The 12,254-nt window shown below is 46.7% G+C and carries 14 protein-coding genes; 8 read left to right on the top strand and 6 right to left on the bottom strand.

The features are described 5' to 3' along the window. The first annotated feature begins 22 nt into the window (after positions 1 to 22). The 7 genes from ACN4EG_RS11940 (at position 23) to ACN4EG_RS11970 (ending at position 6,464) form a co-directional block, all read left to right on the top strand. The gene (locus ACN4EG_RS11940; RefSeq protein ID WP_431629702.1) at positions 23 to 1,477 is read left to right on the top strand and encodes an APC family permease; all 1,455 of its coding nucleotides are present in this window, start codon (positions 23 to 25) and stop codon (positions 1,475 to 1,477) included. Between the two features lie 33 nt (positions 1,478 to 1,510). Next, the gene (locus tag ACN4EG_RS11945; RefSeq protein WP_431629703.1) at positions 1,511 to 2,236 is read left to right on the top strand and encodes a cadmium resistance transporter; all 726 of its coding nucleotides are present in this window, start codon (positions 1,511 to 1,513) and stop codon (positions 2,234 to 2,236) included. Between the two features lie 13 nt (positions 2,237 to 2,249). Next, entirely contained in the window at positions 2,250 to 2,900 is a 651-nt protein-coding gene (locus tag ACN4EG_RS11950) for a cadmium resistance transporter (protein WP_431629705.1), read from the top strand. Between the two features lie 113 nt (positions 2,901 to 3,013). Next, positions 3,014 to 3,694 carry a hypothetical protein gene (locus ACN4EG_RS11955; RefSeq protein WP_431629706.1) on the top strand — a complete coding sequence of 227 codons (681 nt, stop codon included), beginning with the start codon at positions 3,014 to 3,016 and terminating at the stop codon, positions 3,692 to 3,694. A gap of 264 nt (positions 3,695 to 3,958) precedes the next feature. Next, complete coding sequence (locus ACN4EG_RS11960; RefSeq protein WP_190577201.1) at positions 3,959 to 4,396, top strand: YidH family protein; 438 nt, start codon at positions 3,959 to 3,961, stop codon at positions 4,394 to 4,396. Positions 4,397 to 4,409: 13 nt separating this feature from the next. Beyond that, positions 4,410 to 5,171: a TerC family protein gene (locus ACN4EG_RS11965; RefSeq protein ID WP_431629708.1), complete on the top strand. Its 762-nt coding sequence runs from the start codon at positions 4,410 to 4,412 to the stop codon at positions 5,169 to 5,171. Positions 5,172 to 5,234: 63 nt separating this feature from the next. Beyond that, positions 5,235 to 6,464 carry an AbrB family transcriptional regulator gene (locus ACN4EG_RS11970; protein WP_431629710.1) on the top strand — a complete coding sequence of 410 codons (1,230 nt, stop codon included), beginning with the start codon at positions 5,235 to 5,237 and terminating at the stop codon, positions 6,462 to 6,464. On the opposite strand, the gene ACN4EG_RS11975 is transcribed toward ACN4EG_RS11970, so the two are convergent. The 4 genes from ACN4EG_RS11975 to ACN4EG_RS11990 all read right to left on the bottom strand — a co-directional run bounded on the left by ACN4EG_RS11975 (position 6,389) and on the right by ACN4EG_RS11990 (position 10,269). Continuing rightward, complete coding sequence (locus ACN4EG_RS11975; RefSeq protein WP_431629712.1) at positions 6,389 to 7,183, bottom strand: phosphatase PAP2 family protein; 795 nt, start codon at positions 7,181 to 7,183, stop codon at positions 6,389 to 6,391. The two genes, ACN4EG_RS11970 and ACN4EG_RS11975, sit on opposite strands and share 76 nt — an antisense overlap. Beyond that, entirely contained in the window at positions 7,173 to 7,970 is a 798-nt protein-coding gene (locus ACN4EG_RS11980; RefSeq protein WP_431629714.1) for a sulfite exporter TauE/SafE family protein, read from the bottom strand. Before ACN4EG_RS11980 ends, ACN4EG_RS11975 begins: the two co-directional genes overlap by 11 nt. A 28-nt stretch (positions 7,971 to 7,998) precedes the next feature. After that, positions 7,999 to 8,499, bottom strand: coding sequence for a hypothetical protein (locus ACN4EG_RS11985; RefSeq protein ID WP_431629715.1), 501 nt, complete (start codon positions 8,497 to 8,499; stop codon positions 7,999 to 8,001). 741 nt (positions 8,500 to 9,240) lie between these two features. Further along, complete coding sequence (locus ACN4EG_RS11990; RefSeq protein ID WP_431629717.1) at positions 9,241 to 10,269, bottom strand: sulfate/molybdate ABC transporter ATP-binding protein; 1,029 nt, start codon at positions 10,267 to 10,269, stop codon at positions 9,241 to 9,243. Between the two features lie 110 nt (positions 10,270 to 10,379). Here ACN4EG_RS11990 and ACN4EG_RS11995 point away from each other — a divergent pair, with 110 nt between their 5' ends. Next, complete coding sequence (locus tag ACN4EG_RS11995) at positions 10,380 to 11,066, top strand: Crp/Fnr family transcriptional regulator (RefSeq protein WP_431629718.1); 687 nt, start codon at positions 10,380 to 10,382, stop codon at positions 11,064 to 11,066. A 142-nt stretch (positions 11,067 to 11,208) separates the two neighbouring features. Here the strand turns inward: ACN4EG_RS11995 and ACN4EG_RS12000 are convergent, their stop codons facing one another. Further along, entirely contained in the window at positions 11,209 to 11,469 is a 261-nt protein-coding gene (locus ACN4EG_RS12000; RefSeq protein ID WP_431629719.1) for an NIL domain-containing protein, read from the bottom strand. 517 nt (positions 11,470 to 11,986) lie between these two features. Continuing rightward, entirely contained in the window at positions 11,987 to 12,253 is a 267-nt protein-coding gene (locus tag ACN4EG_RS12005) for an NIL domain-containing protein (protein WP_431629720.1), read from the bottom strand. Position 12,254 lies beyond the last annotated feature (1 nt).

The raw sequence follows: 12,254 nt of genomic DNA on the forward strand, positions 1-12,254 counted from the left end.
ACGAGGTCGTTGAAACATCACTATGACCAGTGAAATCAGGCTCTCTCAAGGGGGACACAGCACCCACGGTTTGAAGCCAAATTGTCTCTCCTTTAGCGAAGTGCTAGCGCAATCGTTTGCGGTTATTGCACCCACCACAATCCCAGCCTCTAACTTAGGGTTAATTGTTGCCTTAGCTGGGAACGGCACCTGGCTTAGCTTTTTACTGGGCTTAATTGGCTTGATGTTAGTCAGCTTCAATATTAATCAGTTCGCTAGTAGATCGGCCTCCCCAGGATCTTTGTACACCTACATTGTCAAAGGTTTAGGGCCAACGGCTGGGGTGATTTGTGGGTGGAGCCTTGTCTTGGCGTACCTCTTTACGGGCATGTCCGTTTTGTGTGGATTTGCCAATTTCAGTAGCGCTATCTTTGCCCATCTCGGTCTTTATCCTTCCAGCATTACCTTACTTGCAATCGGGGCTGCCATTGCCTGGTATGCAGCTTATCGCGATATTCAACTTTCTGCGATGGCGATGCTGTGGCTGGAAGGATTATCGATACTCCTGATCTTGATTCTGGGGATCATCATCTGGGCGCACAACGGCTTTGCAGTGGATCTCCATCAATTAACCCTACAGGGCGTGACTCCCGGCAGTATTGCGATGGGGCTTGTGCTAGTCATGTTTGGCTTTTCAGGCTTTGAGAGTGCAACCTCGTTAGGGGATGAAGCCAAAAACCCACTGCGTACCATTCCGAAAGCTGTACTGGGTAGTGCGCTCATGGCGGGACTCTTCTTCATCTTTACCAGCTACATCGAGATCCTCGGATTTCATAGCGCTGGCATTGATATTACCAAAGCAGAAGAACCTTTGACCCTTTTATCTCAACAGGCAGGCGTTGGCTTCCTGGGAGATCTGGTAGCACTAGGTGCTTTATGTAGTTTCTTCGCCTGTGTTTTAGGGAGCATTAACCCCGCTGCCCGCATCTTTTTCACGATGGCACGGCATGGCTTATTTCACGCCTCGATCGGACGAGCCCACAGTGCCAACCGGACTCCCCACGTCGCGGTTAGTATCTGCTCGTTTTTGATGTTCCTAGTGCCTGCCATCATGATGTTATTTAACATCAAGCTCTTTGAAAGTATGGGTTACCTCGGTGCCATCTGTAGCTACGGATTTCTCACCGTTTACATTCTTATTTCCATTGCCGCACCTGTCTATTTGAAAAAAATTCATCAATTGCAGCCCCACCACTTAGTCGTTTCACTATTAGCGATCGGCTTCATGATGATTCCTGTTATTGGCAGTATTGGCATTCCAGGAAGTACCTGGTTCCCCGTACCAGAAGCGCCCTATAGCCTCTTTCCCTACCTATTTTTACTGTACCTAAGTGCAACCTGCGGCTGGTTTGTTTGGCAACGGATACGCTCCCCTCACATTCTGAGAACCATGGAACGAGGCATGGCCATCATCCAAGATACCCATCATCTTCGTTAACCATCATCTTCGTTAAATTTTAGGAGGAGTGAAATGAATGGATTGATCACCGCAATTCCCACAGGGTTGATGGCTTTTATGGCCACCAATTTAGATGACATCATTATCCTGCTCTTGTTTTTTTCCCAGATCAACCAATTTTTCCGGCGACAGCACATTGTGACGGGACAATACCTAGGATTTGCAGTATTAGTGCTGGCAAGCTTACCCGGATTCTTTGGGAGTGTGCTGCTACCCCGCGATTGGATTGGCCTGTTGGGCCTGGTCCCCATCGCGATCGGGATCAGTCGGTTGCTTAATGCAGATACAGACAACAGCGAAGAAGTGTCCCTAGATTTCAGCGAGAATCCCCCTTGGTTCGCTGGACTTCTATCGCCTCAAACCTACAGTGTGGCAGCCGTCACGTTTGCCAATGGAGGGGATAACATTGGTATCTACATTCCTTTATTTGCCCACAGTAGTGCAGAAGAACTCATTGGAATTTTAGGAGTCTTCTTTTCATTAGTGGGCGTTTGGTGCTACACCGCTTGGCGATTGACCTGTATTCCGGTGATTGCAGAGGTCTTAACCCGCTATGGCAACCAGTTGGTACCCTTTGTTCTAATGGGATTGGGGGGGCTGATCCTAGTGGATAGCCATACCCTCGAAAATCGAGGATTAGCAACCTTAGCCTTAACACTGGGTGGATTAATCATGCTAATGCTACTCCACAACAGTGGTAAACTTCCGAGCATTCTCCCCGACAGTCAAGAAGGGTAAAGGTTTAAGATTTATGTCCTCGATCTGGATTACTCAAGCAATTACCACGGGAATCACTGCATTTGTTGCAACCAACTTCGATGACCTGGTAATTTTGACCCTTTTCTTTTCCCAGGTCGATGGCAAATTTCGGATCCGCCACATTGTTCTAGGACAGTTTTTAGGATTTTTGGTTCTGATTTTGGCAAGTTTACCGGGCTTTTTTGGCGGTGTGTTCCTGCCTCGTCCTTGGATTGGTTTACTTGGCTTTCTACCGATCGCCATTGGGATCAGCCATCTCCTCCAGAGCAACGGAGCAGAACCCTCCATACAGCAGGTGAATCTTGCCCCCTCCCGCTCGGCCAACCATCGGAACTATTTCACCGCATTCCTCAGTCCCTATACCTATCAAGTGGCTGCTATCACGATCGCCAATGGTGGAGACAACATTGGAATTTACGTTCCCCTTTTTGCCAATAGTGATTTACCCAGTTTAAGCATTATTCTCATCAGCTTTTTTGCCCTCATTGGGGTTTGGTGTGCCCTATCCTACTACCTTACCCAGCATCGGCTGATTGTGAATACCCTCGCTCGTTACGGCCATCGTATTGTCCCTTTTGTCCTGATCAGCCTAGGCTTGTTCATCCTCGTGGAAAGCAAGACCTACACGCTCTTCGTGAAATAAATCGTGAAATGAATCGTGAAATAAAGACCTTGGTGCAAGCCAACCTCGCTTTTCACGAGAGTTACGCTGGAATCAACCCACCTGAATCAATTATTTGCAATAGGAGTTACCCCATGAAATTGTGGAAAATGGCATTGAACCAAATCACGCTCAACCCGATCGCCCTGAAAAAGATGGTGACGAGAGTGATGGTTGGGATCGCCCATGTCTTGATGATTAGTTTGGTGTTTGCCCAACCAGCCTTTGCAGACCTTGGCAAGTTCACTCGAACTCCGGAATATCAAGACATCACCCAGACCTTAGAAACCTTACTTCAAAATCCCGATCAGTCTGGATTAGACGCTGTTCAACTGCAACAGAAGATTACGAATCTCCGCTGGCAGAAGTACCTGTTAGAGACGTCTGATAACCGCGCCCAATGCCGCAACCAAACGGGCAAAACGCTAGCGATTTATGCAAAATCCAAGAAAGCACCAGCGATCGCCCCTAGCACGCTGTATTTTCTAGCCGATGGTCAGGCGCTAGATGACGATTGGGCTTGTACCAGTGTCCTCTTACCCGGTGGAACCAAACTCGCACTCGCGCCCAACGAGATCCAAGATTTAACCGAAGCGATCGTCTTGAAAGTCTTACCCGGAACTCAATTGATTGCCAGCGTGAACCCTACAACCAATGCCGTCGAACTGAATGTACCAACTCTTTCTGTTGTGAATGCCAGCGAGGCAGGCTTTGAAGGTTCTAATCTATCTCAAGCCGAGATTGACGCCCAAATTCCCAATGCTCCTGTTGACTAGTGACTATCAGGGGAATTTTGACTGAATTCCCCCTTTTTTAAGGGGGGCTAGGGGGGATCGAAGCCATAGCATCGATAAATCAATTTGGTATAACACGTTCCCCCAGTCAATTGCTCCAGTCATTCCCCCATCAGTTGTTCTAGTCAATTGTTACTGCTAGTGATCTAAGTCAATTTTCTTAGTCGATCGTATTTTTGCTGGTCGATCGTGTTCCTCGGTTACAGACAGGCTTTAATTGAATCAGCGTTGCAAAGGAATGTTCCCATGGTTTCTCTATTCAAATCTAAAGTAGCGCAGTCAATGAGTGGAGATGCAGAAATTGCCAAGAAGCGGAATCTCAACCGGATTCGAGATCATCTGGCCAATGAAAGAACCTATCTGTCTTGGATGCGCAGCGCGATCGCGCTGATGGGATTTGGGGTTCTGATTGTAAGAATGCGGATGTTACGCCCGCCCATGGCCCCCCAAGCGCCTGGTGGTGGATGGAAGTTGGGTCTTGCGTTTGCCATTGTCGGCCTACTAACCGTTCTGCTATCGACACAGCACTATTTTGCAGTCCGTGATGACATTGAAGAAGATACCTATGAACCCCCCGATCGCTGGGTCATTTTATCCAGCATCGCAATTCTTTTGTTAGGAACGGGTGTGATTTATTACGTCTTTACCGTTCCCACAACGTTCAGTGCCCTCGTTATCGAATAGAAGAGACATCACCATGGGACTAGAGCAGGGACTACAGGAATTAAGTCACCAAAGCATACTCAACCAAGACATCCTCAACCAAGGGGTACTCCCCGCCATCGGTCTTATCCTCATCCTGACCCTTTTAGAAACCATCCTCTCGGCAGACAACGCCGTAGCACTGGCAGCACTGGTTCAGCACATGGAGGATGAAGACCATCAAAGACAGGCCCTCAATTGGGGTTTAGCGGGAGCCTTTGGCCTACGGATCGGGTTAATTATTGCGGCCACTTGGGTCATTCGGTTTTGGCAAATTGAGTTGATCGGCGCGTTGTATCTGTTGTGGTTGGCTGGGAAATACTTCTGGGAACGTTGGGAAATCGATGCATTCCCCCAATCAGAAGCCAATTCCCACCGTCCGCCCAATTCCCTCTGGCAAGTCATTCCCCTCATTGCCTTGACCGACTTAGCCTTTAGTCTAGACAGTGTCACCACAGCCGTTGCGATCGCCGATCAAACTTGGATTATTCTAGCGGGTGGCGCGATCGGGATTATTGCGCTCCGGTTTTTGGCTGGATTATTTGTGCGATGGCTATCAGAATTTACCTATCTCCAGGATGCAGCCTATCTAACGATCGTGGGGGTCGGCATCAAGCTGCTGTGTAAGGCCATCCTGCCAGCCTATGTACCGCCGGAGTGGGTTGTCTTGCCTGTGATCGCAATTTTATTCAGTTGGGGATTTTCCAAGCGCGTTCCGGTAGAATGCTCCATAGTGGATGAGGATCTGTTACCTTAGCCCTGTAATACCGAATCAATTTGTCATTGCACAACAGGGCGCTCCCCTTTCACAAGGAGGACTATGCAAGAATCAGTTGGGTGGATTTTCTCCCCATTATCAGAAGGTCGAATCGGATTGACTCGTTGGGGGGCTGTTGCTGCAGAATTACTGATTGCGGTGCTGTGCGGTGTAGGTCTATTAGCGATCGGACTCGGCAGCGGAGCTTGGATTTTAGGGGGTATTGCCGCCGGAGCTATAGTCTATTGGATCTGGCTGAATACTGGAGCAACGAACCTCAAGCCCAATCGCAATGCACGCAAATTGGGCCAAATCTTGATTGGACTTTCGATCGGTCTCTCTCTCCAAAATACTTACCTTGCCCATTTAGCGCCTCAATTGGTGTTATTTCTCGGTTTAGCTTTATGTTTACTCCTGTGTAGTGGATTGGTGGGTGCGCTCTATGCCTCCCTTGAGAAAACCGATCTCCTAACGGGTGTTCTCTCTACGACCCCTGGCAATATTGGAGTCATGGCTAGTATTGCAGGCGACTATAGCCAGCATGCCGCCCTGGTCTCATTAGTACAATTGCTACGCTTTACCGCAATTATTACCATTGTTCCTGCGATCGCGAATGGCTATCTCCATACTGATTCCAATGGCTTTTCCATTTTCCACACAACGCTGACCGATCTGACCCATGGAGCACTTCAGGACTGGGGCTTGGCTGCGATCGTCATCCTTTTGGCAGTCATCACCGTACAGTTTTGTACTCAAATCCAGCTACCCGTCGCAGCCTTTCTGGCCTCAATAGGCGTCGGAATTGCTTGGTCTCTGCTTACCCAGGGATTATCTCTTCATTTCCAAATGCCTGGAATCATCAATATTTTTGGACAGATTCTCTTAGGCATAACGATGGGTGAGTATTGGGGCCTGAGTCCACAATTTGAGCGCAGTCGCGTGATGCGATCGTTCATTCCCGTCGGGCTAATTTTCGTCGCAGGATTCCTCACAGCCCTCTTGGCAAAACTCCTCACCCCATGGGACTGGTTGACCTGCTTACTAGTGGCTGCGCCGGGAGGATCCCCCGAAATGATTTGGATTGCACTATCCATGCACCATGATGTGGAAGTGGTAACCGCTAGCCACTTAGTCCGTTTACTCACGATTAACCTATCTTTACCTTGGATCGTCGCCATGGCAACCCATTGGAGCCAGCAAACCTTGGTGTCATGGGATCAATCAGGACACGTCAAGTTAGAACCTGCCGGATCAGAACCTGTGGAATCGGAAGCCATTACCACCCCAGAGTAATCCCCCAAGAGTTTATGGGGGATTATCAGCAAACTGGTTCCGATCGTCCATGCAGTCGATAACATCCAACCTGCAAAAATATCACTTGGATAGTGCACGCCTAAATAAATCCGTGTCCATGCAATCATCAGGACAAAGACTGCACCCGATAGCATCACCCAGACAGCCCAGCGACTTCCTAACAACAGAATGATTAACGCTAGAATAAACGTTATACTGGACATGGCATGTCCGCTAGGGAAAGAGAAATCGTAGTGAAAATGGGAGTTTGGCCATAGCTGGGGTCGCTCACGATGAAACAGAAACTTGGCGGTGCGATTAATGGCAATATTACCGACTAGGGTTAAACTCCAATAGCCCAGCGATCGCCAGTGCCGTCGAGCCAACAACACCCCACCCACCAGCAAAGCAGCCGGAACTACGCCTGTATAAACCCCCAAATCTGTCAAAAATCCAACCCAGGAATCTAACCCAGGATTTGCTATACGATGGGCTTGCCAAAGAAAATCCTGTTCCCAGGCAAATTTATCTGGATAGAACTGAGTCCCGATGGCCAGTAGGATGAAACATTGCAGCGGTAAATACACCCCATACCTGAGCCAAAGCCTCAACTTTAGAGGCAATTGCAGATTAGGGCAAGAAACTCGCTTTTGGGAAGATAGAAGGATAGTCAACCACCAACGCTGTAATTGATGTATCATCCACGCTTTAAGCAGCATAGGCAAGTTTCCAACTAACTGCAACCAAGAGCAAGTAAACTGCAAATCGGAGGGGTTTTTGAGGCGCTAATTGACAGAGTTTTGCCCCCAGTAAAGCCCCAGGCACCGACCCAATCCAAATGGGAATTACAATTCCCCACTGAACCGTTCCTAAGCTCAAGTGTCCTAGAGAAGTAAACGTCAACAAAATCGCTGCTTGGGCCAGATCTGTTCCTACTAACTTTCGAGCATCCAATTGGAAAAACATCACTAGAACCAAGGCAAACATCGCTCCCGATGAAACGCTAGTGAGTCCCACAATACAACCTAATAATGCACCTATTAGAACACTAAATGCTTTACCATAGACCGTTGATAAGTCAATTTTAGGAAGATCAGGAAGTTGAAATTCCGGTGCAAAGGTCAGCAACATAAGCTGGATCAGAGATACGATCGTCACCATCAAAATCGCCATCCCAATGAACCGTAGCAGAACCGCTTCAGTATCAATCCCTTCAATCTCCCTCACCTGGTGCAGAAACGCAACACCCCCCAGGGAACCCGGCACACTTCCCAAGGCCAACCATTTGACCACCTGCAAATCCAAGGTTTGCTGTCGCCAATGCTTAATCCCTCCAACAATTTTCATTAAAGTAGCAGCTACCACATCAGAACTCACTGCAACAGAGGGAGGGACTTGAAATAGAAAAATCAACATGGGAGTAATCAGGGAAGCACCTCCAATCCCTGTCAGGCCCACAATAATACCAATACAAAAACTGATTGGAATAAGTAATACAGGATCCATTATCTTACAACAGCTAATTTAAGGTGTACTAGGAACCAACTGGAAAAAACAAATTCAAGTTTTTCATCATTTGTCCACTCAGTTCAGCCAAGGTTTCACTAGACAGGGGAGAGTCTAGAATTCCCAATTGCAGAAACACCAAGATTGCTGCTGTGTAAAGGGTTGAGGTCAATAAACCACTGAGCAAGTCTTTTTTGAAGTTGCGTTCCTTCGTACCGTTATGGGCAATTTCAAATACGCCCGCTTGCATCAGTAAAATGCCTACCACGTTGGAGAGCCAGTAACCCACGATCGCCCCTGGAAGCAGCCAATCCTGAGAGACCAGACTGCACAAGTAGCCAATTCCATAGGCAACCGGCAAATTAAAAATTAAATCATTCCACCAGCATAGGGGAGACAGCAAATAGCCAATCACAACCAGACCGCCGCCAAAAAGTCGCTTCCAGATTGTTCCACCACGGGAAGCAGAAGCTCCTAAATCTTCGGGCAACGATCGAAACGGGTTTAGCGATCGCAAAAGGTTCAGCATAGGACGTGATTGAGAGGATTGAGAAGAGGCTGACGTATCCGGCAATTGAGACGGGGAAGATTGGGTTAGGGTATCCGATTCAAGCATAATTTCTTGTTAAGAAAAAGAAACCTAAGTACGGTATCTCGATAGGTTTACCGTACTTTAGCATAATTTTCTCTCATGTACACAATCCCGACCGATTTACTGGGGAATAGAAAAATAAAATAGAAAATGTCCTTTATCCTGGTAAAGGTGCCAGAAAATGATCTGCCAAAAACTAAGACCTGTTCCAAAAAAATAGCTTCCATGACAAATACTGAAAAGCCCCTAAACAAGTCGTTTAGGGGCTTTTCACAGTAACTTCTACTAGGGAAAAGTTTCCCAGATCATCTAGATCAGTTTGAAACGGGGTTCAGGGAAACTCAATCATGATTCATGACAGGACTTTGGGAAACACGTAGATTACAACGCATTAATCGAAGAAAAATTCATCAATCCAATTCATCAATCCAAGTCATTCACATCACAATTACTGATTAAGAACAACAATGAAGATGCACGGGGAAGCTACATGGGCCTGAAATGCACAGAATTTAACTGGATTAGTATTCTGGAAATCATCATCACCAATCAAGCTCAGTCAGTCCCGCTGAGTAATGCTTACAATAGCTGGTGGTTTTCTCGATCATTGATGTTAGCAAGAAATCAGCCTATTGGAATACAGGAAGTGCTCTACCTTCACCAATCTGCCCATGGAATTTAGGTGCTGGCTCCTACTAAATCATATTCACTAAAGACCTTCACCTGTTTTGGTTGAATGTAAACCCGCTGTTGTGGGGTGAGATTTAGGCGATCGAAATCCTGTCGGCTTAAATAAACATCCATCGGCTCACCGGAAGCAAGAGACAATTCCACTTGAATTTCTCGACCGAGATGAATAATACGATGAATAATAGCAGGCACAGCATCTTCAATAGGCTCATGGTGGATTGCCACATCGTGAGGACGTAGGAAGACCCGATCGCTAGATTGAATGCGATTGCCTCCAGCAATTAACCCCGAACTGACCGGCAAGATGTTCACGGGTCCAATAAAACTCATAACAAAGGGGGTCGCCGGTTTGTCATAAATTTCACTCGGGGTTCCCACTTGTTCAACTCGGCCTCGGTTCATCACCACAATCTCATCCGCCACTTCCATCGCTTCTTCCTGATCGTGGGTAACGAACACAGTGGTTACATTCACATTATGGTGTAGGTTACGCAACCAAGCCCGCAAATCTTTCCGTACCTTTGCGTCCAATGCACCAAACGGCTCATCCAATAGTAACACCTGGGGTTCTACCGCGAGGGCGCGGGCCAAGGCAACCCGTTGGCGTTGGCCTCCTGAGAGTTGGGAAGGATAGCGATCGCCCATGCCCTGAAGCTGAACTAAATCAATCAGTTCCTCCACCCGATTGGCAATCCGCTGCTTATTGACCTTGCGCAGTTCCAAGGCAAACGCAATGTTTTGTCGAACCGTACGGTGTTTAAACAAGGCATAGTGCTGAAACACAAACCCAATTTGGCGTTCTTGCACAGGACGGTAGGTGGCATCTCGTCCAATCAGATAGACGCTGCCCTCGTCTGGCTGCTCCAATCCAGCAATAATCCGCAAAAGCGTAGATTTACCAGACCCCGAAGGGCCAAGGAGGGCCACTAGTTTCCCAGTTTGGCATTCTAGGGATACTTGATCGATCGCATGGAAAGAACCAAAGGACTTCGAAACATTATGAATTGAGATACCCATATGTTTTTTGCAGACAGTTACGATATAGTGAAGTATACTACGGCAAGCCAATCGGGAAACCGTGGTTTAATAAATCCTTAGCACTTCATTCTGTAACTTTTAATCCTGCTTTGTTCAGCCTACAGTCTTCAACACCATCGGCCTTGCCGCAACCTGCCGTGAATCAGTTCAACAATGAGCAGCCCTCTTCGCTGCCACCTAGCACAAGCCCCGCTATTATTTCCAATCCCTATAAGCAGTTCCAGCCATTGCGCGAATTTCCAGCCCGTGCATTATTACCCTTAGGATTAGGGTATTTGTGGCAGATCCAATCGGGAGCAGCCAGAACTATGACGTGGTTAGAAGATGGAACCGTCGTCACTTTGGGCATTTGGGGGCCGGGGGATATTGTGGGACAAGCCCTATCGCGCATTACACCGTACCAAATCGAGTGCCTGACGCGATTAGAAGCGACAATGTACCCCCTAGATGCTGATCCCCAGCAGTTAATTAATCTTTTATTTCTCTATACACAACAGTCCGAAGAGATGGCTGTGGTACGGGGACATCGCCGAGTGGATGCGATGCTATATCACTTTTTTGAATTGCTATCTAAGAAGTTTGGCCGCCATGTTGAAACTGGTCAATTAATTGATCTTCGCCTGACCCACCAAGATATTGCAGACAGTTTGGGAACAACACGAGTCACAATTACCCGGTTAATGAAGCAGTTTCAAGACCAGGGGATCATTGAGCGTCGATCTATTAGTCAATTCATCTTCCGGGAAGAAGAAAGATTCTGGCATTACGAAATTTAGGGGTGCTTTTACACTTAGAGATGGATACTAGAAATGGATGCCAGCAAAATCATGGCAGTCTAGACTCTGTAAAATACTGATACCTAAATAGATATCTCCTCAATTGTGATCAATTCAATCCCCATCAATACCAGGGGATTTTTTAGTAATCCCATCCATCACCATCTAGGTTCGGCTTACTAATCACTTTGAGTTGCAGTGAATCTAAGTAGGCTAGCCCCTGGGAAAGCTGATGGAGATTCCCCTGAATTTCAAGATCAAAGGAACCCATGTAATTTGTGTTGTGAGGCAAAAAAGCACGGCTAATATTCACCGTTAGACCATAACAAGAAATTAAGTTAGAAAGAATAGGCTCATCAATATATCGTCTAGGAATTTGTAACTGTAGACGAATACGGGTCAAACCTTGCTCTGTTTGATAATTTCTATAACTCAATCTTGATCCCATTGTAATTCTCTTTTTCAATTAGCTTGCAATCCCAAATTTTAGGATTTATAAAGACTCTAACTAAATCACAATCATCCAGCTATTTCCTAGAAATTCCCCCTATTCATACCGATTGATTGATGCTGCAGATCCGATCCCTCCGATCCCTCCTTAAAAAGGGGGGGAATTCAGTTCAATTCGTTCAAAGTCCCCCTTATTAAGGGGGATTTAGGGGGATCGCTATGGGTTGCAATCATAGGTTGATTCGGTATCAGCAGTAGCGCATAGTTTAGGTTGTGGGAGGGGATTTATTAGCAAAGTGTTGTTATCGGCATCATAAGATCCAGAATCATGAAATTTAGAATCTCATAGCTCTTCACAAAACTCAAGCAAGTAGACTACAAAGTCAGAATCACAATTAAGTACTGAATCAAGCTTAAAGGCTCCTGGTTGCAGAGTAACGAGGAACCTTTAATCAATACATCATTCAGCTTTAATTGAGATGATTATCCTTATTTGTCCAGATTTCTACATCTAACTCTTGCAGATAACTTAGACCCTTCTGGAGATTCTCTTGATCCCCCTGTAAGCTAATATCAAACCAACCACTACTGGTTGCCTTCTGATCCAAAATTGCAGCCTTAATATTGACAATGAGACCGTACTCTGAAACTAATTGAGAAATCACTGGAACTTGGTGATGTTTCGGCGGAATCTGAATTCGTAGATGTTTCTGGGCCCGGGAAGAGGATTGAGACATC

It is taken from the genome of Alkalinema pantanalense CENA528 (assembly GCF_050753345.1).
Taxonomy (GTDB): Bacteria; Cyanobacteriota; Cyanobacteriia; order Leptolyngbyales; family Leptolyngbyaceae; genus Alkalinema; species Alkalinema pantanalense.

What these genes read in the sequence shown, in the direction of transcription:
- ACN4EG_RS11950 (WP_431629705.1), top strand. Translation starts at nt 2,250, where the DNA reads ATGTCCTCGATCTGGATTACTCAAGCAATTACCACGGGAATCACTGCA.
- ACN4EG_RS12005 (WP_431629720.1), bottom strand. Translation starts at nt 12,253, where the DNA reads ATGTCTCAATCCTCTTCCCGGGCCCAGAAACATCTACGAATTCAGATT.
- ACN4EG_RS11990 (WP_431629717.1), bottom strand. Translation starts at nt 10,269, where the DNA reads ATGGGTATCTCAATTCATAATGTTTCGAAGTCCTTTGGTTCTTTCCAT.
- ACN4EG_RS11980 (WP_431629714.1), bottom strand. Translation starts at nt 7,970, where the DNA reads ATGGATCCTGTATTACTTATTCCAATCAGTTTTTGTATTGGTATTATT.
- ACN4EG_RS11970 (WP_431629710.1), top strand. Translation starts at nt 5,235, where the DNA reads ATGCAAGAATCAGTTGGGTGGATTTTCTCCCCATTATCAGAAGGTCGA.
- ACN4EG_RS11945 (WP_431629703.1), top strand. Translation starts at nt 1,511, where the DNA reads ATGAATGGATTGATCACCGCAATTCCCACAGGGTTGATGGCTTTTATG.
- ACN4EG_RS11985 (WP_431629715.1), bottom strand. Translation starts at nt 8,499, where the DNA reads ATGCTGAACCTTTTGCGATCGCTAAACCCGTTTCGATCGTTGCCCGAA.
- ACN4EG_RS11960 (WP_190577201.1), top strand. Translation starts at nt 3,959, where the DNA reads ATGGTTTCTCTATTCAAATCTAAAGTAGCGCAGTCAATGAGTGGAGAT.
- ACN4EG_RS11965 (WP_431629708.1), top strand. Translation starts at nt 4,410, where the DNA reads ATGGGACTAGAGCAGGGACTACAGGAATTAAGTCACCAAAGCATACTC.
- ACN4EG_RS11955 (WP_431629706.1), top strand. Translation starts at nt 3,014, where the DNA reads ATGAAATTGTGGAAAATGGCATTGAACCAAATCACGCTCAACCCGATC.
- ACN4EG_RS11975 (WP_431629712.1), bottom strand. Translation starts at nt 7,183, where the DNA reads ATGCTGCTTAAAGCGTGGATGATACATCAATTACAGCGTTGGTGGTTG.
- ACN4EG_RS11940 (WP_431629702.1), top strand. Translation starts at nt 23, where the DNA reads ATGACCAGTGAAATCAGGCTCTCTCAAGGGGGACACAGCACCCACGGT.